The following is a 19,808-nucleotide window of genomic DNA, read 5'->3' as shown; positions in this document are numbered from 1 at the left end:
AGCCGGGGAATTAGCGAATTGGTTAGTGCGATGCGCCCGCCGTTGCGGTGCGCGATTGGTCAGGTATCGGGCGTACGGCTCCGGTGGCTTTGCCCGCGGCCGGGGTGGCACTAGCCACTGGCCCCGCCACGTAGCGGAACCGGGCCGTCTGGGACCCCACGCGCAGGGTGTACCAGCCGGTTTCGAGCTGCGGGCGGCCCTGGCCGTCGGGGTAGCTCAGGTCGCGCAGCGGGTCGATATCGAAGGCCAGCTGTTGGCTTTGGCTGGCGACAAAAGTTTGTTTTTCAAAGTGCTTTAGCATCCGCACCGGCCGAGCAATGCGGCCAACTTCATCGGTCAGGAACCATAGCACGGCTTCCTGGCCGGCGCGGGGGCCGGTGTTGGCTACGCGCACCGTGGCGCGCAGCCGGGCGGCCGGGCCGGTCAGTACCGAGTCGCTCAGCGCCAGCCCGGAGTATGTGTAGGTCGTGTAGCTCAGCCCTTCTCCAAACTCGGTCAGCATCGAGCTTTTGTACTTAGCCCCCGGCAGCGCGTAGCCCGCGCCGAAGTCGCTCAAATCGAGACTGTTCTCGTTGTTGTCGTGGTGGTAGTTGGTGATGTGGCCGGCAAACTGCGGATAAGTAAATGGCAGCCTGCCACTTGGATTGGTCTTCCCGCTGATGATTTCGGCCAAAGCCGTGCCCCCTCCGTAGCCCGGCAGCCCTGCCCAGATGATTGCCGACGAGCCCTCCGCCACGCCGCGGATGATAGCCGGCCGGCCGCCGATGACGATGAGCACCGTGGGCTTGCCGCTGGCCTGTGCCGCCTGGGCCAACTGCTGCTGGTCGGCGGGTAGGGTGAGGTCCGAAGTGTTGCCCAAACCTTCGGTGTAGGGCCGCTCGCCCAGGGCCAGTACCACGGCATCGGCCTGCCTGGCGGCCGCGGAAATGCTGGCCAATTGCATTTTGCCGGCGGCATCGCGGTAGGGCAGCATCTCGACTTTGGCCTGCGGGTATTCGCGGCGTAGCGCCTCCAGCAGCGTGGGCACGTCCTTGGGGTAAGCGTCTTCGGCGCGGCCCTGCCAGGCCAGGGTCCAGCCGCCGCAGAGGTTGGCGCGCGAGTCGGCCGAGGGGCCTACCACCAGCAGGCGCTTCACGCGGGTCGGAGCCAGAGGTAGCGCATTGCGTTCATTTTTAAGCAATACTACCGATTCGCGGGCGGCCGCTACAGCCTGGGCCCGCAGGGCCGGGTCGCCGATGCGGCTGAGCCGGTCGGCGCGGGGCATGGGGTTTTCAAACAGGCCGATTTCGTCCTTCATCTGCAAAATCCGGCCCGCCGAAAGGTCGATGCGGGCCTGCGTCAGGCGGCCTTCCTGCACCAGCTCCTTCACAATGCGGCAGAAGCTGGTGGTGTAGGGCGTCATGGCCATGTCCACGCCCGCGTCGATGGCCATCCAGGTGGCCTCCTTTTCGTTGGGGGCCACTTTCTGCACCCGCACCAAGCGGTTAATGTCTTCCCAGTCGGTCACGGCCACGCCTTTGAAGCCCATCTGGCGGCGCAGCAAATCGGTGAGAATGGCTTTGGATGCGTGCACCGCCTCGCCGTTGATTTCGCCTGAGTTAATCATGATGGATTTCAGGCCGGAATCGATTGCGGCCTGAAACGAAGGCCGGAAAAACTCCTGCAGCCGCTGGTCGGGGATGAGGGCGTTGGTGCGGTCCCAGCCGTTGCGTGGGTCAGAGTACCCAATGAAGTGCTTGCCGCAGGCCGCCACTTTGTAGGGCGCAATTTCGGTATTGGTCTGAAGCTCAATGGTGAAAGCCGCGCCGAGCGTGGCTGCCACCAGCGGGTCTTCGCCAAACGTCTCATAAAAGCGGGGCCAGTACGTATTCAAGCCCAAATCGAGCACCGGGGCAAACACCCAGTGGTGGCCCAGGTCCGCCGATTCGAGGATGGTGGCGCGGGCGGCCTGCCGGGCCAGAGCCGGGTTGAAGCTGGCTCCGATGTTTACGTTGTGCGGGAAAATGGCCGTGCCGCCCACGTAGCTGGCCCCGTGCATGTGGTCGATGCCGTAAATCATGGGGATGTGTAGGCGCGACTCGCGTATGGCAATGCGCTGGAGCGCGGCCGAATAGCGCAGCCACTGCGCTGCCGGCACCGCTTCTCCGTTGATGAACGAGCCAATATGAAAATTCCGGACCAGTGCTGCTGCTTTGGCCGAGTCGAGCGTGACGTCGCCGTTGGAGCCGTCGTGGTTTATGGCCGAAATATTCAGCTGGGTCATCTGCCCGATTTTCTCCTCCAGCGTCATTTGCGCCAGCAGCTTTTGTACGCGGGGGCTGAAAGTAGGCGGCGCTATTTCGGCTACGGTGGTTTCAGCAGATGCGGCGGCAGTGGCCATGGGCACGGCTCCCCGCTGGCAGGCCGCGAGGAGTGGCATTGCCAACAGCAAGCTGCGCCACGCGACAGAGTGACGTTGAGCTACCCGTGCCGGAAACTGGCCAGCTAGTAAGCGAGTGCGGAGAAGGGAAGAAAACCGGGCCATCTGGAGTATTCAGTTGGCCAAATGTAGAAGAGTGTGTTTGGCAAATGCAACTCAATAAATGCCCTGAAATGCCTGATTTGGCTGTTTTTGCCAGCACGGTCAGCGGGGCTTATACGCTTGCTGCACACGCACTCATTTCCTATTCCCCCTTGAAACAAGTAGCTAAAGCGTTTTCAGTTTTCGTACCGCTCGCTAAAAAACAATGAAAAAAAATAGAGTTTACTGAAATAAAACCAACATTATTCGCCGATTCCAGAGTGCCAAGCTAAAATGCCACCCATCAGGCAGCCAGGCGGGCAAACCGATTGCGGAGTCCGTCACAAACGTTACCGGAAATTAAGGCACGCTTAATCGACGGCTTTTACGGCTTCATTCTCCTCCACTTCGGCTTCGGTGCCGGCATCCAGCAGTACGTGCGTCCATGGTTCCCCTTCTTCAAAGTCGGGAGCCTGACGGCGGCGCTGCAGGGCTTGCAATACCTTTTGGGCAAAAGCCCAGCTGGTGGCCTGGCGCAGGTCCAGGATTCGGGCCAGTTCGGAGGGAGAATAATTGCCCTTGTGAGCGTGCATCAGAAACACGGCATACAGCGCCTTGACAATAGAAAACTTGCACTTTTGCAATAAGGTGCCCGCCGTGGCCGACTCCACGTAGCGGCAGCGAGTACAGCGCCGGGCGTGGGGCTCGCGGGCTTCGCAGCTTTTTTCGTGGCCGCATTTGCGGCATTGGTAGCGGCCGTGGCCCCACTTCAGGTCGGCGAGGTAGCGCAGGCAGGCGTCCTTGTCGGGATATATCTGACTGAATTCGCCGAAGTCTACTTCCTTCGATTCAATGCGGGCGGCCTTTTCGGCGTGAAGGTCGCGGCTGAGGTCGCCGTTGAGCTTCTCGATGGCGGCCGACTGTAGGGCCAACAGGCCGTTGGCTTGCAGCAGCTCGCGGTTTTGGGCGGCCACGGTGTCGTTTTGCTGGCGAAGCTCGGCGGTGCGCAGGGCTACTAGGCCTTCCAACTCGGTGTTAAGCTGGTCTTTAAGTGCTTGGTTTTCGCGCATTTGTTCTACCAGGCGGTCCTGGGCCTGGTGCTTTTTGCGGAGCTGCTTGAGCAGGCGGTTCTGGGTGAGCAAGGTAGTGTCCATCAGACCCTTCAGCTTTTCGCCCAGCGCGTAGCTTAGTATCACCACTTCTACTACGAAGGCCGCGTTGAGGCTGTACACGGTATACACGTTGCTGTAGAAGTTGATACCCAGCTTGCGCATGATGAGAAACGTGAGGCTGATGGCCACCAACGCCTGTGCCAGCAGCAGGTAGCGGGCCGGCCGCAGCCCGCTGCCATATGCCCGAAAGGCCGCGTAGTACAGCAGGCCATACGGCAGCAGGTACAGCCAGAAGCTGAACCCGGAGTGCACCACGGCGGCATCGAGCACAAGCAGGGCCGTGCTGCCGCCCACCACCCACGTGCCCAGGCGGTGCAGGGCTGGCAGGCGCGATGCCGTATCGAGAAAGCCGCTGGCGTAGGTGGCAAAGGTGAGCAGCAGCAGCACCGGGGCGAGCGCGCCGACGAAGTGATTCAACTCGGGCGAAGCCGACCATAAATACTGGAAACCCAGCCCGTCCTCGGTCAGAAACAGCAGCGTACCACTCAGCACGTAGAGCACGTAGTAGAGGTAGGTGCGTTCCTTCAGGAAGAAGAACAGAATCAGATTGTACAGCACCATAATGAACAGCACGCCGTAGAACATGCCCAGCAGCCAGTATTGCAGCGACAACTCCGGGATGAGCCCCGCGCCGCTGTGCAGCATGGCCCGGAAGCTGGTGCGCGTGTCGGAGTGCAGGCGCAGGTAGTAGGTGGCGGTTTCGCCGGGCCGGGGTGGCAGGTCAAACAGGAAGTTTTTGTAAGGATGTGGGCGGGTGGCAAAGGAGTGGCTGGCCCCGGTGGCCACGCTGTCGTAGGCCGTGGCCGAGCCGGGCCGTGGCCCATAAAACACCGCCTGTCCGATGTGCGAATCGTACAGCTCCAGGTACCAAGCGGCGTTTTCGGCGGGTGCGTGGCGCACCGTGATGCGCAGCCAATAGGTGCTGCGCGGATGCTGGATATTGGGCGGGTGGCCCGAGCCGCGCAGCACCACAAAGCGGTGGCTCCAAGCCGGCGACTGCACGTCGGCCAGCCGGAGCCGGCCCGTGGGGTCTTCCAGCATGCTGTAATAATTCTCTTCTAGGTAGAGCGCGGGGTTGCTCGGGCTCACGGCCAGCGTGTCTTCGGGCTGGGCAGCACGGGCCGGGCCGCCCAGCAGGGCCAGCACCAACAGCAGCCGGACGCGGGCAAGCAGGCTGTTTGGAGCCGCTACCGGGCGCTTAGCCACGGCCCGGCGTTGCGCGTGCCAGCGTAAATAAGAGAGTAACCACATAGGCCCCTAAAATACAACAGTCCGCCCAGCGAATAGCCGGACGGACCGTTGAGGCGGAATCTGCCAAAAATCAGAGGCGGAACTGCGCCCCGAACCGGATGCCGAAGTTCTGGTGGCTGTTGTCGGGCCGGCCCGGGGGCGGGGGCGCCGGCTGGTCCCGATAAGTGAGGCGATGCAGGAAATCGACCCGAATGAACTTGAAAATGTTTTCGATGCCGTAACCTACCTCTACATAAGGCTCCCGAATAGCACCAGGCAAGTAATTGGAGCGGCCGTTGGCATCGCGCGCTTTGTCCGACAGATTGCCGTACAGCACGTTGGCTGTGCCCACCAGGCGCCAGTTCAGCGTGCGGATGCCGGGAATGGCGTTCAACAACAGCCCTTCGAAATGCTGGTCGAGGCGCAACGACACCGAACGGTCCGTCACAAACTCGAAGTAATTCATCAGGTTGAAGGCGTTGGGGTTATAGAAAATGGTCTGGTTGCCCAACGGAGCTTTCAGGATGATGTACGGCAGCGGTGTGGGAATGTAGTTGCCCTCGATGCGATAATTGAGCCGGCCGAAATAACCCACCGACACGCTGTGGGTAATGGCCAGGTTGAGCTTGTGGTACATGTGGTGGCCCCGGTACCATTCGATAGAGCCCAGCGTGTAGCGGAAGTTGAACACCGGCCACCGTTTCAGGCCCACGGCCCGGCGGCGGTTTTCGCTCTGCACCAGGGTTTCATCGGGCGCGTAGCGCGATTCCGAAACCAATTCGTTCAGGTGCAGCAGGTCGGACGGCGGAGTGTCGTTGGGGCCACTGGGCGGCGCAATGGCCAAAGGAAACAATGGGTCGATGAACTGGTAGCGCGCCGTCAGGGTCTGGGTGAAGCCGTGAAACAGGTCGCGCTGCACACTCAGCGCCACAATGTCGCGCAGCGCCGGGCGCTGAAAGCGGCCCCAGCGCGAAGCCGCCAGAAACAGGTTGTTGTTATCAAGAAAGTCGTTATCAAGCAAAGCAGTCTGCTCAACGTCGTGCTTAAAATCGGCCGAAAACACCGTCCAGTGCCGGCGCTCAGCAATGTAGCTTTCGCGCACGCCGTACTTGAAGCGGCCATCCTGGGTGCCGTAGGCCACGAAAGCCTGCGTCAGCCAGTCGCGGCTAATGAGCGGGGTGGTGCGGAAACCAATGCGGAAGCGGCTGCCCTCGAAGTCGTTGTGGGCGTACAGCGTCGAAATCGGCCCAATGTCGAGTTTGCCCACCCGTTTGTAACCGTTCACAAACAGGTCCACCCAGTCGAGGAGGTTACGCACCGAGGGCAACTGTTTGGCCGAGTCGAGCACGGCAAACACCTGGCGCTCGCTCAGGCTCAGCGTGTCGGGGCGGTGGGTATCGAAATAGCCCCCGGCCCCGCCCTGGGGCAGGCCGCTGAGCAAACCGCCTGCGGGCGCATCGGCGGGTTCCATCAGCGACGACACGATGGGCTGGTCGTAGAAGCCGGTTTCGTCGTGAATCTTGTTGCGCACGAAATTGCTGCTCACCGTGGTGTAGCGCACCAGCATGGCCGCCTGCTTCTCGTAGGGACGCACGCTGATGAGCAACTTGGTGCGCGTGGGCAGGCCGGGGCCCTCACCGGGCGAGGTCAGCTCCTGCGACACGCGCAGGTCGTTCACGAAGTTGATGTTGGCCTCGGGGCTGGCCACCAAGTCTAGGCGGCGCAGGGCGTAGCCTTCCTGCGTAATCCAGATGGTGCCTTTGAAGGCCAAATCGTGGCTGCGCTTGGGCGTGACGGCAATTTTGTAGCAGAAATCCTTGCCCACAAACACCGAGTCCTGCAACTCGTAGTCGTAGGTGCCGCGGCCGCCTTCGGCAATGGGCGAGATGAAATCCTTGCCCAGCACGTTTTGCCAGTTCGGATAAAAGTCGAAGTTCTGGAAGTTCGAGCCCAGCATCTGGCTCAGGATGGAGCCTTCGCGGGGACCCACGCCGCGCATCTGCTTGTGCAGCAGGTCTTCGCGGCGCCGAATGGGGTTGTTGCGCTGGTATACCCGCGAGCCCACTTCGGAGGCAAACACCGGAAGCGGCGCGTCGGGGTCGCCCACGGCGGCAGCGCCCTGCCGCACGGCCAGCGCCCGAATGTCGCGAATGGCCTTGCGGTTGTTAAGGGCCGCCGGCACGTCAATCAGGCTGGTTTCGATGCGGTTGTAGGAGTCGTACTCGGCCGCTTTCAGGTAGGTGCGGGCGTTTTCGGGCTTGTGCTTCTGCACCTCGCGCAAGATGCGGAAGGCGGGGTTTTCGGGTTGGCGCGAGCTCACAAACACTTCGCCGAGCGTGACGCCGCCGGTTTTCAGGCGGAACAGCACCGTTTGCACGGCCGCATTGCTGAGCTTGCGGCGCTGCGTGGCAAAGCCCATGGCCGAAACCGCGATGGAATCGGGCGAGCCCGCCACGCTCAGCTTGAATTTGCCATCTAAGTCGGCCGTGATGCCGGCGCTGGTTTTAGGAATAAATATGGACGCAAACGGCACCGGCTCACCGTTGGCAGCTTCCACCACTTGGCCACTGATTACAATACGCTGGGCGGCGGCTGGCAGTGCCAGGAGGCACACCAGGAGCAGCGGAGCAAGAAATTTCATACGGAGTATAAAAGAGCCAAATGCCAAAACCTTAAGTAGTCCGGCAATTTACGCAAAGCGCAAGCGGCTCCCAACTAGTTCCGTGCCGAAAACAGGAAAATTTCTGGTGAAAGATTAAACCTGCCAAGCGAATAGCTGTCGCGCGTCGACCAAGTGCGCAAGGGCCGTTCTGGGCAATGAGCCGGGCGAAGCAGCGGCCAAAAAAAACTCCCCGCCCCAGCCAAAGCCGAAGCGGGGAGCAGATAGCAAAAAATAGGATATTGACGACCTCAGCGGATGACCAGGGTACCGCCGCCGCTGGTGGGTAGGCGGCGCTCGCCGGCGGCAAGCACGCCCCGGGCCTGGCCGAAGGAGAAGCCTGGCGTGTTGGCACTGAGCCCGCTAATATTGCCGCCGCCCGAGGCTACCAGGTTGCCACCACCCGAAGCAACGACATTGCCGCCACCTGAAGCGACCACATTGCCGCCCCCGGAAGCCACCACATTGCCGCCCGAATTCAGCACCGAAATAGCGGCAACCTGGTTGCCTTGCAGCACGGCTACGGCGAAGTTGCCGTTGGCCAACGGGGCATAGCCCAGGCGCACGCCGCTTTGCAAGTACTGTTTCACGTAGCTGGCCAGCTCGTTGTAATTGCCCCAGGTGCCGTTGTTGTAGAGGTGAATGTTGCACTCGCAGACTTCGCCCTGGCCCACGGGGGCACGGTTGGCCATCTGCCGGTAGGCTTGGGCAATCCAGGGGTCGCGGCATTGGGCCGAGGCCATGGGGCCGGATAGTAGGAAGGCGAGCGCCAGGAGTGAAAAGAGCGTTTTGAACATGAGCTACAGCGTGAAAAAGGAATGCAAAAACGGCCAGCTGGCCGGCCCGTCCTTCGGGTGCGTCGAAACTAGCCAGGGCGCACCCGCGCCGCCAAAGCGCGTCTACCAAGCCCTCCGGAAAGTCGACGGAGGCAATTGAGAGTCGATAAACGGCTGTGTGGGACTTACCGGAGCTCGTCGGCGCTATATCCTGTTAGCCAGATTTCAGTGCCCGGCGGCACCGGGCTGGCGGTTCCCATATCGAGCAGCAGCCCGCGTACCGGCCCGGGAGCAGAGCCGGGGTGGCTCACTTCCTCCACCGTGGCAGTTCCTAGCTGCTGGGTGCCATCAGGTAACTGGCAGGCCACTGCCAGCGCTGTGTGCAGAGCGTAAGGCTGCAGCAGTGGAGTGGGACCATCGGGCAGCACCAGCAGGCCCAGGCCCGGCAGGGGCCAGGTGGCGGCTACGCGCAGGAGCAGGGAGGGGGAGGATGGAGGCATACGCCCGGTTTACGGCTGCGGAGCCGAAATCGTCGCGGGTGCGGCTTCCGGCAGAGACTCGGCCGGGGCGGGGCGCCTGGTTCGGTGCGCAGGGCGCAGGTAGTTGGAAGCGTTGGAAATAACAAAAACCGTGGACACGAAGCCGGCAATTTTCTCCAGTAGCAGCAGCACCTGCGTGGTGCCGGCCGCCGCCGCAATGCTGCCGCCCGAGTTGCTGATGAGCGTGCCCACGCTGTGGTAGAACAGCTGGCCGAACACCTCCAGCTCGGTGCCCGGCCGCAGGCCGCTGAAGGCCAGCCCATTCACGCGGTAGAGGCAGTAGAAATCGAGGGCAAAGGACAGCGATATCATGCCCAGATTAAGCGAGACGAGCAGCACAAACTGCTGGAAAGTCTCGCGCAGGGCCGATAGCGCCCGAAAGTTGTGCAGCAGGAAGTAGCCGGTTTTGCCGGCTGCGGCGGCCAATAAGATGCCGGTAATCACGTTGGGCGGCAGGCCCTCGTGCTTGTCGAGCAGGTAGAGGGCCAGGCCCAGCAGCAGCAGCAGCGCGTGCTGCCAGAGCAGGCGGCGGAACTGGTTTTGGAGGGGCTGAAATTTCATGGTAGCGCAAAGAATGCTCGGCGGGTGTAGAGCGAGTGAATCCATCGTGGACTCTGTGAGCCCGCGCATCCAGGCGCTACAGCAATATCGAACGCAGACCCATAGCGTCCAAGCTACACCTCTACCTTCAGCGTGGCCGGCCCTTTGGTTACTTCAAACAGCTCACCGTGGGGCACGATGGTAATCTGGCCGTACTCCTGGAGCAGCATTTTGTAGGCTTCGGCCACGGGTCGAGGCCGGCGGTCGAGGTCGAAGAGGCCGCAGGGATTCACGGTGCCCACTTTGCGCTCTAGGCCCTTGTCCCAGTCGAGCTGGTCGATGAGCGAGTACCAGGTAAAGCCGAGCACAGGCACGCCTTCTTTTCGCATTCTGAGTATGTTCACCCACTGCTTCCAGAGCCAGGTGGGGGCTTCTTTGGCTTCGAGGACGTTGGTTTCGGTGTGCATCACCGGCTTTTTGTAGCGCAGGTAGTAGTCGCGGGTGATGTTATACCAGCCCAGCACGTCCATGCTGGTGCAGATTTCGCCGTTCGGCAGCATGATTTTCTCGTTGCGGCCGTAGTAGTCGTTGCCCATTATTTGGTAGCCGGGCGGCTCGCCGGCCATAAACCACTCGTACTCGCGCCGGGTCAGTCCGTTGTCGTAGAGGTAGTTGAGCACGTCGCCCTCGGGGTGGTGGCCATAGAGCAGGTCAAGGGCGGCGAAGCGCAGCTTGTTCTGCATCTGGACCTCGTAGGTGTGCTCGGCGCGCAGCTCGTGGGTGAACTCGGCCGACTCGCTCTGCACAATCACGCAATCGGGCCGGTGCTTGGCAATGCGCTGCGTGCCCATGATGCTGGCCGCCACAATGTGCTTCAGGGCCGTCACAAAGGCCTTGTCCGACTTCAGCTGCTCGTTCCAGATGCCATCTTTGGCACTCATCTTGGCCGTCACGTAAACCTCGTTCACGGGCGTGAAGAAGCGCACCCAAGGGTAGCGCTTGGCCACTTCCTCGCAATACGCAGCGAAATGCACCGGCAGCTCGGGGTTCTGGAAATTGCCAATGAAATCGGGCACTCCGAAGTGCATCAAATCCAGAATTGGGGTGATTTCCAGGCGCTGCATTTCGGCCATCGCCCGGTCGGCAAATTCCCAGTCGTATTTCGTCGGGCTGAGCTGGATTTTGTAGTAAGGCAGGCCGTAGCGTAGCACCTTCAGCCCCATTTCCTTCACCAGCGCCAGGTCTTCCTTATAGCGGTTGTAGTGGTCGCATTCGGCCAGCAGGTCGCGCCGGGTTTTGCCATGGTCGATGGTCGGGTAGCTGCACTCGATGCCGGTGGCAAACATGAAATTGTTGGGCAGGCCCGTAGGCAGGCCGTTGCCGTTGTGCCCGCGCGCGCCGCCGTATTCGTCGCCCTCGTAGTTGCCGTCGCCGAAATGCTCTTTTATCTCTGTGAGGAAAGACTTCATGGGGTGGGTTTTCTTAGAACGTCCCGGCGCTGCTGGCTTTCCAGAAACTTGTCGGCCGTGCGCAGGCTCAGGGCCATAATGGTCAGGGCCGGGTTCACGCTCAGGGCGCTGGGAAAGGTGGAATTATCGGAGATGTAGAGGTTGGGCACGTCGAAGGCGCGGCCGTTGGCATCCACCACGGCATCATCGCCGGATAGCCCCATGCGAGCCGTGCCGATGACGTGCGCATAGCGCTGAAACGCCCAGATGTCGGTAGCGCCGGCCGCTTCCCAGATGCCGCGCATGATTTTCTCGGCGTGGGCGTTCATGCGCTGCTCGTTTTCCTGGGCCGTGAAGTGCAGGCGGGGTTTTGGCAGGCCGCGGGCGTCCTTTTCTTCGGCCAGCTCCATAAAGTTGTCGGCGTGCGGCAGGCAGTCGCCCAGAATATTGATGCCGGCAATGTGGTTGTACTGGCGCATGTAATCGCGCAGGGGCTGGCCCCAGAGCTTGCGGCCCCGTGCCACCTGGCCCGCAAACGTCACGGGCATCACGCCAATACTTTGCAGCAGGTAGCCACCCACGAAGTCGGCCCCGGCCGGCCGGTGCGTGTCTTGCGAAATCAGCCCGCCGGGAATGCCCTTGTTGGGCCGCACCTCCTCGGCAAACGTGCCCCAGACCTGCAGGCCGGGGTGCGCCATCAGGTTGCGGCCTACCTGCCCGCTGGTCAGGGCCAACTCGTTCAGCATCAGTAGGCGCGGGGTTTCTACTGAGCCGCCGCAAAGGAACAGGTGGCGGCAGCGCTGGCGTTTCTGCTCGCCGTTCTGGGTGTACACCACGCCCGTGACGTAGCCCCGCGCATCGCGCTCAATCTCCGTCACAAAGCTGTTGGGGCGGATGTCGGCCCCGTGCTTCACCGCCAGCGGAATGAAGGTGACGTCCATGCTCGACTTCGCGCCATTGGAGCAGCCGGCCTGGCAAAAGCCGCGGTTGGTGCAGGCTTCGCGCCAGCCCACACCCTCCTGATAGTAGCGGGCCGACAGCGCCGCATTAGCCGCCGGCGAGGTGCGAATTCCCATTTTCTCAGCGCCGCGCACCATCAATTGGGCGGCACTATTCAGTGGCAACGGGGCCAGCGGGTAGCCCTTGCGGCGGGCTGGGCCCCAGGGATATGGCGTGGGGCCCGAAACACCGATGAACTGCTCTACTTCCTCGTAGTACGGGGCTAGCTCTTCGTAGCTCACCGGCCAGTCCTCGCCCTGCCCGAAGTCGCGCCGAATGTGCAAATCATCGGGCAGCGGGCGGGGGGTGTAGGCCGTGTAGTGAAGCGTGCTGCCGCCCACGCCTGTGCCGGAGTTATTCTTGCCCATGGCCAGCGGGTTGTGGCCGGCGGCCAGCCGCTCGTCGTTCCAGAACAGGAAATCCTGAGCTTTTTCGTCGGTGGCAAAATCCTTCTCGGGCGTGTGCCAGGGGCCGGCTTCCAGGGCCACCACCTTCAGGCCGGCCATGGCCAGGCGGGCCAGCAGCGGCGCGCCGCCCGCGCCCAGCCCAATCACCACGCAGTCCACTTCGTCGGCTTCGGGCTCGATAGCCTGCGGTTGTTCCTGGGGAGTATCAACCGCTACGGGAGCCGCAGCGGGCTCATCGGCCAGCAGGGCCTGCAGCAGCGGGTCCTGAATTTCGGGCTTGACGGGGTTGAGGACGCCTTCTTCGAGCACTTCTTCGTCGGGCATATACTTGGGGTAGGAACGCGCCACGGCGCGGTCATTCTTTAGAATACAGTTATTTATCGGCGCTACAGTCAAGAATGCGCCGTGGCGCGTTCCTACGCGGGTTCTCTTTCTTCCCGCTCGTTGAGGCCTATTTTCGTCCAGGCGGGCAGGTCGGCCATGCCCACGTAGCCGATTTCCTCCTGGGCCAGTGGGTGGGCGTAGTAGGTTTCGGTTAGCTCGGCCAGCATTTCTTCAAAAAAACGGCCTGCATCCAGCGTTTCCCAGGTTTTGCCGGGGGGCGTGGCAGCGGCCAGTGCCTGTAGCACCGTGTCCTGCTGCTCTGCGCTCAGCGCCGTGAAATCGGTTTGGAACTGCGCTTGTGCGATTTCCTGGATGCCGCCCAGGCCCAGGCGGTAGGCTTCGCGGTCGGGCGGCAGGGCATCGTAGCGCCAGCCGTCGGCGCGGCCTTCGGTCAGGCGCTGGTCCACGGCCGGGGCTAGCGGGATGGGCTGCTCCGGGCGGTCGGGCTGCGGGAAGAGGCGGGCAGCTACGGCTTCGAGCAGCGCATAGGTTTCGGGGGCCAAGAACTGCGGGGGGTAAGCCGGCGCATCGAGGCGGGCCTGCACGGCGGTGCGGGTAGCCTCCGATACGTGCGGCGTGGCAAGCAGCGCGCGCACGGTGCCGCTGGGATAAGTAGGAACGGACATAAAGAAGGCTTGGGCTGACGCACTACCACCGGCAACGGCTCAGCTAATAATTACTTACGAGTGAAACCGCCCGAAAGGGTGCAGGTTTGCGGGGGTATTTCTTAAACAGAACCCACAAAAAAAGCCGCCGGCTTTAAACTGGCGGCTTCTCAGCGCAATAGAAAAACAGTGCTTACTTAAACAGGGCCAGTGCCTTAATGAAAGTTTGCGACACGCCCCAGGCCAGGGGCAGGCCCACCACCAGCCAGGCCAGCACCACCGAGCCGCCCATGCCGGATTCGGTAGCGGGAGGGGTTGAGTTGTTGGGTTGCGGATTCATATCGAGGTCAAATTAGGGTTTGAAAAACAAAGGCTTAGTGGGCGCCGGCTTCTACCGTCACGGGGCCTTTTTCGTAGTAACGCTCGTTTACGGCGTGCACGAGGATATTGGAAATGAAGCCCACCACCAACAGGCTGGCCATGGTGTAAAACACGGTTTGGTAAGCTGCTGCCCCGGAAAAGCCTTCGGCCTTGCGGCTATCGGACAGGTAGTGCACAATGAGCGGGCCGAGCACGCCGGCCGTGCTCCAGGCCGTGAGCAGGCGGCCGTGAATGGCCCCCACCTGGTACTTGCCAAACAGGTCGGACAGGTAGGCCGGGGCCGTGGCAAACCCGCCGCCGTACATGCTGATAATCACGCAGGCCACGGCCACAAACAAGGTCAGCTGCAGGTTGTGCCCCAGCGTTGGAATGAGGGCGTACATAATGGTGCCCAGGCCGAAATAGATGGCATAAGCCACCTTCCGCCCCAGCTTGTCCGAAGCCGACGACCAGAAGAAGCGGCCCAGCAGATTGAACAGGCTGAGCAGGCCCACAAACCCGGCGGCGGCAGCGGCGGTCACGCCCTTGCCCGCGCCCATGGCCGTGTCCGAAAACGTCTCTTGAATGAGCGGCGAGGCCGTTTCGAGCACGCCGATGCCGGCCGTCACGTTGCAAAGCAGCACCACCCACAGCATCCAGAACTGCGGCGTTTTGATGGCGTTGTCGGCCGAGACGTTGGCCGTGGTAATCATGTCGTTGTGCTCAGTGCTTGGTACGTAGCCGGCGGGCTTCCAGTCATCGGCGGGCACGCGGATGGTCCAGACGCCAAACTGCATAAAAATCAGGTAAATGATGCCCATTACAATGAACGTAGGGGCCACGCCCATGGGGGCTGAGCCTTTGAAGTGCGTCATCAGGTTGTTGGCCAGCGGCGAGCCAATCATCGCGCCCCCGCCAAAGCCCATGATGGCCATGCCCGTAGCCACGCCCTTGCGGTCCGGAAACCATTTAATCAGCGTGCTCACCGGCGAAATGTAGCCAATGCCCAACCCAATTCCGCCCACCACGCCGTAGCCAAAATACAGCAGCCAGATATTGTGCAGATGCACACCCAGCGAGGCAATGAGGAAGCCGCCGCCGAAGCACAGCGACGAGGCCAGCATGGCCTTGCGCGGCCCCACGCGCTCCAGCCACTTCCCAAAAATGGCCGCCGATAGGCCCAGCAGCACAATGGCGATGGAAAACGTGATGCCGATTTGCAGGGGCGTCCAGTCGTCGGGCGCGGGCTTGGCCGGGTCGCCGCTGATGAGCGCGCCCAGCGGCTTGTTGAACACGCTGAAGGCGTAAGCTTGCCCGATGGCCAGATGAATGGCCAGGGCCGCCGGCGGCACCAGCCAGCGGTTGTAGCCCGGGCCGGCCACGGTGCGGCTACGGTCGAGAAGCGAAGAGGAATTGTCGGCCATGTTCAAGGTGGGAATTGAAGTGGAAGAAGACAAAAAATGCCGTCGCTGCTGCGCCTAACGCGCTGAAAGCGGGCGACAAGTGCCAAGGTAACCGGCGGCTTCGCTGGTTGATTATCCGCAGCGCGAAAATGTTGCTAAACAGGTATAGGTCCTGAAACACGTCTGTCATCCTGAGCGCAGCAAAGGACCTTGTCACGTTCGCATAGTTGAGTTCGTGCAAGCTGCGCGGACGTGAGAAGGTCCTTCGCTGCGCTCAGGATGACAGGCGTTATTCGTCGCTGCTGAGCTTGCCGCCAGTGATATGCACGAGGCTGCCAGTCATAAACGAGCCGTCCTGGGAGGCCAGCAGCACGTAGGCTGGGGCCAGCTCCTCGGGCTGGCCGGGGCGCTTGAGGGCGACTTCGTGGCCAAACTTGGCGATTTCCTCGCGGGGCATGGTGCCGGGGATATTGGGCGTCCAAACCGGGCCGGGCACCACGCAGTTCACCCGAATGCCCTTTTCGCCCAGGTACAGCGCCAGCGACTTGGTGAGGGCGTGAATGCCGGCCTTCGAGCAGGCATAATCCACCAGAATGGGGATGCCGGTGATGCCCACGATGCTGCCCGTGTTGATGATGCAGTCGTCCTTCTGGAGGTGCGGAATCACGGCCTGCGCCATCCAGATGTAGCCCAGAATGTTGGTGTCGAAGGTGCGGCGAATTTGTTCCTCTGGGATGTCCTCGAATTTCTCCTGGCTCATCTGGAAAGCGGCGTTGTTCACCAGAACGTTCAGGCCGCCCAGTTCGGCCAGGGTGCGGCGCACGGCCTGCTTGCACTGCTCGTGGTCGCGCACGTCGAGCTGGAGCAATAGGCACTTGCGCTTCTCCTTTTCCACCATTTGCCTGGTTTTCTCCGCATCCTCTACGTTTTCATTGAAGACGACAGCTACGTGCGCGCCCTCCTTGGCGAAGGCAATGGCCACGGCCCGGCCAATACCGGAGTCGGCCCCGGTGATGATGGCGACTTTGTCCTTCAGCTTGCCGGCGGCCTTGTAGTTGGCCAGGTCGGAGTCGGGCTGGAGCTTCATGTCGGCCTGCTTGGCTGGGTAGGGCAGCTTTTGGGCGGCGGCCTTCATGTCCTTGGCAGTGGGGCGGCGCTCGGTTTTGGTAGGGGCAGCTTTTTTAGCCGGGGCGGCGGGCTTTTTGGCGGCGGGAGCGGCTGGGGTTTTCTTCGGAGGCATGTTGGTAGGAAAACGTGATGCCCTGGCTTACGCGAAAAACCCGCCAATGGCTGCCACTGGCCCGCCTATTTGCCCGTGCTACCCTATCAGTGGCTCACAGCCGGCGCAGCACCACGCGGCGGTTGCGGGGGCGCTGGGCAGGGTCGGCGTTGTCGGCTACGGGCTGGGTGCCGCCGTAACCCACCGGCCGCAGCTGGGCCGTGCCCACGCCGTGGGCCGTGAGGTAGAGGCACACGGTCTCGGCCCGCTGCTGCGAGAGCTGGCGGTTGAGCTCGGCGTTGCCCACGTTGTCGGTGTGGCCCTGCACCTCAAAGTGCAGCTCCGGCCGAGTGCGCAGGGTGCCGGCCAGCGCATCCAGCGCCGTGCGCACAGGCGGCAACAACGCGGCCTTGCCCTGGTCGAAATACAGTTCCGGCAACGTCACTGTGCCTCCAACAGCTAGGTCGGTCAGCGAAGCCGCGCTGCCAGAATCGGCCAGAAGCAGTGTTGGGGCCGCAGCCGGTGGTGAAACTGCTATTGCCCCGCTGCTTCCAACGGAAGCGGCCGGTTTGGGCAAGGGAGCGGGGCTGCGAACCGGCTTAGGCACCACCGCGGCCGGGCGGACAGGTACCAAAGTTGGCGGCGTAGAAATGACGCGGGCCGGCCTTGGTTTCGGTGGCCGAACTATTGGCTTGGGGGGCGCCGTACCGGTGGCGGCCGGTGGCGGGTTGCGGCTGAACAGGTAACTGGTCGGAATTGGCGCCAACTTTGGCGTTTCGGCCATTTTGCCCCAGAAGTTGCGCCACGATGCAGTCGGCGGTTTCTGGGGTACGTCGGGCCGCTCCCAAGTAATAAAAATGCGGGTATCCAGGCCGTATTGGCAGTAGTCAACCCGCAGGTGGTACGGCTCGCCGGCCCGCAACTCCGCCGTGGCGGTGTAGTCGCTTAGGGGCTGTCCGCGCCATTCGTTCAGCAGCTGCCGGTCGTTCAGCCACAGCCGAACCCCGTCGTCTACGGTAACATGAAAAACGTATTTGCCGCTGGCCGGTGGCACCAGCCAGCCCGTCCAGCGCACCGAAAACTCCTCGGCTGGCATCCCCGATGCGGGCGGCTGGTGGCCCCAGTTGAAATTGATGGTCGCATCGCGACGAGTCAGGACATACTTTTCAAAATTCGTCCCTTCGTAGTAGTCGCCTCTGATGCCGTCACCGGAAGGCAGGGGCGCTTGCGCCAGCGCAGGCACCCCCGGCAACGCCAATCCAATAAGTAATGGCAGCCCAAGCCGCCGGTTGTGTTCGCCAGCCATGCTGCAATAACGGCAATTCCGACGCTTTTGGTATTGGCTTTCAGCTTCGATAACCTGCTGCCGGCTACCTAAGCAAACTCATTGCCGCAGTGGAAGCAATGAAACCGGTTGCCACGCACCGGAAACCGCAGCAGCACCGATAGCAGCCCCGACCAGAACCCGTAGGTATTGCGCGTGGCCGGCCCCCAAGCCACATCCGACGACCCGCAGCGTGGGCAGCGGGGCGTCACGGGGTCGGGCGCGTCGGCTTCGAAAGAAGCGACGTCCGGGCCGGTGGCGCGGGGCTCGGGCTCGGCGTGCAGAATTTCGAGCGCAGCCTCCGCGTCGGCCTGCCGCACGTGCAGCCGCACGCCGCCCGTAATGGGGCTATACAGCGGCAGCAGCCCCACCAGATTCTCGTTGCTCAGAAAGCACGGAATACCCGCTGCCTCCAGCCGCGTGCGGGCCAGGTTGGCCGCCATCGGCTCGTAAAACGATTCGAGAAAAACGACGGAATCGGGGCGGGACACGGGAAGGAATTATGAATTAAAAATTAATAATTCTATTTTGGCTGCTTGCGGGTGGCGGCGTCGATGCCATCCACGGCGTGGCCGGCCTGCAGACTCACAAACTCGGCCTGGCGTGCGCGCACGCGCACTTCGTCGCGGGCCGGCATGTCCATGCGGACTTGCTTCAGCTGGTCGTTCAGGCGCTGGTACACGGCGCGGGCATAGTCCCAGTCGCGGTCGGTCCAGGTGGCGCGCTGGGTGCGGGTTTCGCGCACCAGCTGGCCATAGGCGGCGGGCAGGTCCTGAGGCGTGAGGGCGTTAATCTGGCCGTTGTAGGGGCCCAGCAGCTTGGCCTCCATGGCCAGCTGCTGGCGTGGGTCGAGGGGCCGGGCGCGGCGGGCGCGGTTGGCCTCGTTGTATGTGGCCGTGGCCTTGCCGATGCGCGACAGCTTGTGCGCGGCGGTGCGGGCGGCGCTGTCAAGCTCGCGGCCAGCTGAGCGGGCCACTTCCCGGCGCTCGTTCGGCGTCGAGTCGCAGTTGGTGAGCAGCAGCGCGGCCGCTAATGCGCCGCCAATTTTCAGGGTAAACGGTTGATTGCGCAGATTGCCTTTCATAGCACGAATACGGTAAATAGAATGCAAATAACGACCCCTACGGCCGTCTGTGCCCTGTACTGCCGCGCCGGCCGAAAAGTTAGCTCGAATGAAAAGCTGTGATAAAAAAGCCCGTCATGCTGAGCGCAGTCGAAGCATGACGGGCTTTTTTATCTATTCCAACCGCTTTTTAAGGCGTCCTAAAACAGCTCGGCGGCCACGCGCCGGATGCTTTCCGACTTGCCCATTGAGTAGTAGTGCAGGCAGGGCACGCCGTGGGCCATCAGCTCGCGGCTCTGGTTGAGGCACCACTCGATGCCAATGGTGCGGGCGGCCTCGTTGTCGCGGCACTGGCTGATGGCTTCCACCAGCGGCTCGGGCAGGTTGAGGAAAAAGGCCCGCGGCAGCATCGTGAGCTGGCTTTTGGTGGTCAGCGGTTTCAGGCCGGGGATGATGGGCACGGTGATGCCCGCCTCGCGGCACTTCTGCTCAAATTTGAAAAACTCCTCGTTGTCGAAGAACATCTGCGTCACGATGTAGTCGGCCCCACGGTCCACCTTGTGCTTCAAAAACTTAATGTCAGAAGCGTAGTTGGGCGCTTCAAAGTGTTTTTCGGGGTAGCCGGCCGTGCCGATGCAAAAATTAGTGGCCCAGGTATCGTCTTGTTCCTCATCCAGATACTCGCCCTTGTTCAGGTTGGCCACCTGCCCGATGAGGTCGCAGGCGTAAGCGTGCCCGTCGGGCTCGGGCTTGAAGTGGCCTTCCGATTTAATGGGGTCGCCGCGCAGGGCCAAGATGGAGTCGATGCCCAGAAAGTGCAGGTCAATCAGCGCGTTTTCGGTTTCCTCCTTCGTGAAGCCGCCGCAGATGAGGTGGGGCACCGTGTCCACGTCGAAACGGTTTTTGATGGCCGCGCAGATACCCACCGTACCGGGCCGGCGGCGCACGGTTTTCTTCTCCAGCAGGCCGTTGGGGTGGTGGCGGTACACGTACTCCTCGCGGTGATACGTCACGTCGATAAACGGCGGCTTGAACTCCATCAGCGGCTCAATATTCGAAAAGAGCGTGTGGATGTTTTCGCCCTTTTTGGGTGGCAGCACCTCGAAGGAGAAGAGGGTTTTGCCGTTGGCCTGGGCGAGGTGGTCGGTAACTTTCATTGGTCTGGATAGGAACGCGGCAC

The 19,808-nt window shown here is 62.1% G+C and carries 17 protein-coding genes; 1 reads left to right on the top strand and 16 read right to left on the bottom strand.

Going from position 1 to position 19,808, the window contains the following annotated elements:
* Nucleotides 1-22: 22 nt before the first annotated feature.
* Entirely contained in the window at nucleotides 23-2,419 is a 2,397-nt protein-coding gene (locus I7X13_RS16290) for a beta-glucosidase family protein (RefSeq protein ID WP_198069969.1), read from the bottom strand.
* A 47-nt stretch (nucleotides 2,420-2,466) separates the two neighbouring features.
* On the opposite strand from I7X13_RS16290, the gene I7X13_RS21345 reads away from it, so the two are divergent.
* Nucleotides 2,467-2,730 (top strand): hypothetical protein, encoded by a 264-nt coding sequence (locus I7X13_RS21345; RefSeq protein WP_213019093.1) that lies wholly within the window; start codon nucleotides 2,467-2,469, stop codon nucleotides 2,728-2,730.
* 141 nt (nucleotides 2,731-2,871) lie between these two features.
* Here I7X13_RS21345 and I7X13_RS16285 read toward each other — a convergent pair whose 3' ends face one another.
* The 15 genes from I7X13_RS16285 to metF form a co-directional block, all read right to left on the bottom strand.
* Complete coding sequence (locus I7X13_RS16285; RefSeq protein WP_198076287.1) at nucleotides 2,872-4,923, bottom strand: 7TM diverse intracellular signaling domain-containing protein; 2,052 nt, start codon at nucleotides 4,921-4,923, stop codon at nucleotides 2,872-2,874.
* Between the two features lie 70 nt (nucleotides 4,924-4,993).
* Nucleotides 4,994-7,543: a DUF5686 and carboxypeptidase-like regulatory domain-containing protein gene (locus I7X13_RS16280; RefSeq protein ID WP_198076286.1), complete on the bottom strand. Its 2,550-nt coding sequence runs from the start codon at nucleotides 7,541-7,543 to the stop codon at nucleotides 4,994-4,996.
* Nucleotides 7,544-7,812: 269 nt separating this feature from the next.
* On the bottom strand, nucleotides 7,813-8,358 hold the full coding sequence (locus I7X13_RS16275) for a hypothetical protein (protein WP_198076285.1): 546 nt from the start codon (nucleotides 8,356-8,358) through the stop codon (nucleotides 7,813-7,815).
* A gap of 164 nt (nucleotides 8,359-8,522) precedes the next feature.
* Nucleotides 8,523-8,837 carry a hypothetical protein gene (locus tag I7X13_RS16270; RefSeq protein ID WP_198076284.1) on the bottom strand — a complete coding sequence of 105 codons (315 nt, stop codon included), beginning with the start codon at nucleotides 8,835-8,837 and terminating at the stop codon, nucleotides 8,523-8,525.
* Nucleotides 8,838-8,846: 9 nt separating this feature from the next.
* A complete protein-coding gene (locus tag I7X13_RS16265; RefSeq protein ID WP_198076283.1) occupies nucleotides 8,847-9,437 on the bottom strand; it encodes a hypothetical protein in 591 nt (196 codons plus the stop codon).
* A 113-nt stretch (nucleotides 9,438-9,550) separates the two neighbouring features.
* Nucleotides 9,551-10,885, bottom strand: a complete 1,335-nt coding sequence (locus I7X13_RS16260) for a family 1 glycosylhydrolase (RefSeq protein ID WP_198076282.1) — start codon at nucleotides 10,883-10,885, stop codon at nucleotides 9,551-9,553.
* Nucleotides 10,882-12,594 (bottom strand): GMC family oxidoreductase, encoded by a 1,713-nt coding sequence (locus tag I7X13_RS16255; RefSeq protein ID WP_198076281.1) that lies wholly within the window; start codon nucleotides 12,592-12,594, stop codon nucleotides 10,882-10,884. The genes I7X13_RS16260 and I7X13_RS16255 overlap by 4 nt, the downstream gene beginning before the upstream one ends.
* Nucleotides 12,595-12,686: 92 nt before the next feature.
* Nucleotides 12,687-13,280 carry a gluconate 2-dehydrogenase subunit 3 family protein gene (locus I7X13_RS16250; protein ID WP_198076280.1) on the bottom strand — a complete coding sequence of 198 codons (594 nt, stop codon included), beginning with the start codon at nucleotides 13,278-13,280 and terminating at the stop codon, nucleotides 12,687-12,689.
* Between the two features lie 172 nt (nucleotides 13,281-13,452).
* Entirely contained in the window at nucleotides 13,453-13,599 is a 147-nt protein-coding gene (locus I7X13_RS16245; protein ID WP_198069979.1) for an MFS transporter small subunit, read from the bottom strand.
* Between the two features lie 34 nt (nucleotides 13,600-13,633).
* Nucleotides 13,634-15,043 carry an L-lactate MFS transporter gene (locus I7X13_RS16240; RefSeq protein ID WP_198076279.1) on the bottom strand — a complete coding sequence of 470 codons (1,410 nt, stop codon included), beginning with the start codon at nucleotides 15,041-15,043 and terminating at the stop codon, nucleotides 13,634-13,636.
* 268 nt (nucleotides 15,044-15,311) lie between these two features.
* Nucleotides 15,312-16,157, bottom strand: coding sequence for an SDR family oxidoreductase (locus tag I7X13_RS16235; protein WP_233454826.1), 846 nt, complete (start codon nucleotides 16,155-16,157; stop codon nucleotides 15,312-15,314).
* A 199-nt stretch (nucleotides 16,158-16,356) separates the two neighbouring features.
* Nucleotides 16,357-17,547, bottom strand: coding sequence for a PA14 domain-containing protein (locus tag I7X13_RS16230; protein WP_198076277.1), 1,191 nt, complete (start codon nucleotides 17,545-17,547; stop codon nucleotides 16,357-16,359).
* Between the two features lie 68 nt (nucleotides 17,548-17,615).
* Nucleotides 17,616-18,056 carry a putative signal transducing protein gene (locus I7X13_RS16225; protein ID WP_198076276.1) on the bottom strand — a complete coding sequence of 147 codons (441 nt, stop codon included), beginning with the start codon at nucleotides 18,054-18,056 and terminating at the stop codon, nucleotides 17,616-17,618.
* Nucleotides 18,057-18,088: 32 nt separating this feature from the next.
* Nucleotides 18,089-18,649 (bottom strand): hypothetical protein, encoded by a 561-nt coding sequence (locus tag I7X13_RS16220; protein ID WP_198076275.1) that lies wholly within the window; start codon nucleotides 18,647-18,649, stop codon nucleotides 18,089-18,091.
* A 179-nt stretch (nucleotides 18,650-18,828) separates the two neighbouring features.
* Nucleotides 18,829-19,785, bottom strand: a complete 957-nt coding sequence (gene metF, locus I7X13_RS16215; protein ID WP_198069985.1) for a methylenetetrahydrofolate reductase [NAD(P)H] — start codon at nucleotides 19,783-19,785, stop codon at nucleotides 18,829-18,831.
* Nucleotides 19,786-19,808 lie beyond the last annotated feature (23 nt).

Origin of the sequence: Hymenobacter negativus (assembly GCF_016056375.1) — a bacterium.
GTDB lineage: Bacteria > Bacteroidota > Bacteroidia > Cytophagales > Hymenobacteraceae > Hymenobacter > Hymenobacter negativus_A.
This window is presented reverse-complemented; position numbering and strand designations above follow the sequence as displayed.

Bases quoted from the DNA above. Each gene is read 5' to 3' on its own strand.
- I7X13_RS16290 (WP_198069969.1), bottom strand. From the start codon at position 2,419: ATGCCACTCCTCGCGGCCTGCCAGCGGGGAGCCGTGCCCATGGCCACT.
- I7X13_RS16285 (WP_198076287.1), bottom strand. From the start codon at position 4,923: ATGTGGTTACTCTCTTATTTACGCTGGCACGCGCAACGCCGGGCCGTG.
- I7X13_RS16280 (WP_198076286.1), bottom strand. From the start codon at position 7,543: ATGAAATTTCTTGCTCCGCTGCTCCTGGTGTGCCTCCTGGCACTGCCA.
- I7X13_RS16275 (WP_198076285.1), bottom strand. From the start codon at position 8,358: ATGTTCAAAACGCTCTTTTCACTCCTGGCGCTCGCCTTCCTACTATCC.
- I7X13_RS16270 (WP_198076284.1), bottom strand. From the start codon at position 8,837: ATGCCTCCATCCTCCCCCTCCCTGCTCCTGCGCGTAGCCGCCACCTGG.
- I7X13_RS16265 (WP_198076283.1), bottom strand. From the start codon at position 9,437: ATGAAATTTCAGCCCCTCCAAAACCAGTTCCGCCGCCTGCTCTGGCAG.
- I7X13_RS16260 (WP_198076282.1), bottom strand. From the start codon at position 10,885: ATGAAGTCTTTCCTCACAGAGATAAAAGAGCATTTCGGCGACGGCAAC.
- I7X13_RS16255 (WP_198076281.1), bottom strand. From the start codon at position 12,594: ATGCCCGACGAAGAAGTGCTCGAAGAAGGCGTCCTCAACCCCGTCAAG.
- I7X13_RS16250 (WP_198076280.1), bottom strand. From the start codon at position 13,280: ATGTCCGTTCCTACTTATCCCAGCGGCACCGTGCGCGCGCTGCTTGCC.
- I7X13_RS16245 (WP_198069979.1), bottom strand. From the start codon at position 13,599: ATGAATCCGCAACCCAACAACTCAACCCCTCCCGCTACCGAATCCGGC.
- I7X13_RS16240 (WP_198076279.1), bottom strand. From the start codon at position 15,043: ATGGCCGACAATTCCTCTTCGCTTCTCGACCGTAGCCGCACCGTGGCC.
- I7X13_RS16235 (WP_233454826.1), bottom strand. From the start codon at position 16,157: ATGAAGGCCGCCGCCCAAAAGCTGCCCTACCCAGCCAAGCAGGCCGAC.
- I7X13_RS16230 (WP_198076277.1), bottom strand. From the start codon at position 17,547: ATGGCTGGCGAACACAACCGGCGGCTTGGGCTGCCATTACTTATTGGA.
- I7X13_RS16220 (WP_198076275.1), bottom strand. From the start codon at position 18,649: ATGAAAGGCAATCTGCGCAATCAACCGTTTACCCTGAAAATTGGCGGC.
- metF (WP_198069985.1), bottom strand. From the start codon at position 19,785: ATGAAAGTTACCGACCACCTCGCCCAGGCCAACGGCAAAACCCTCTTC.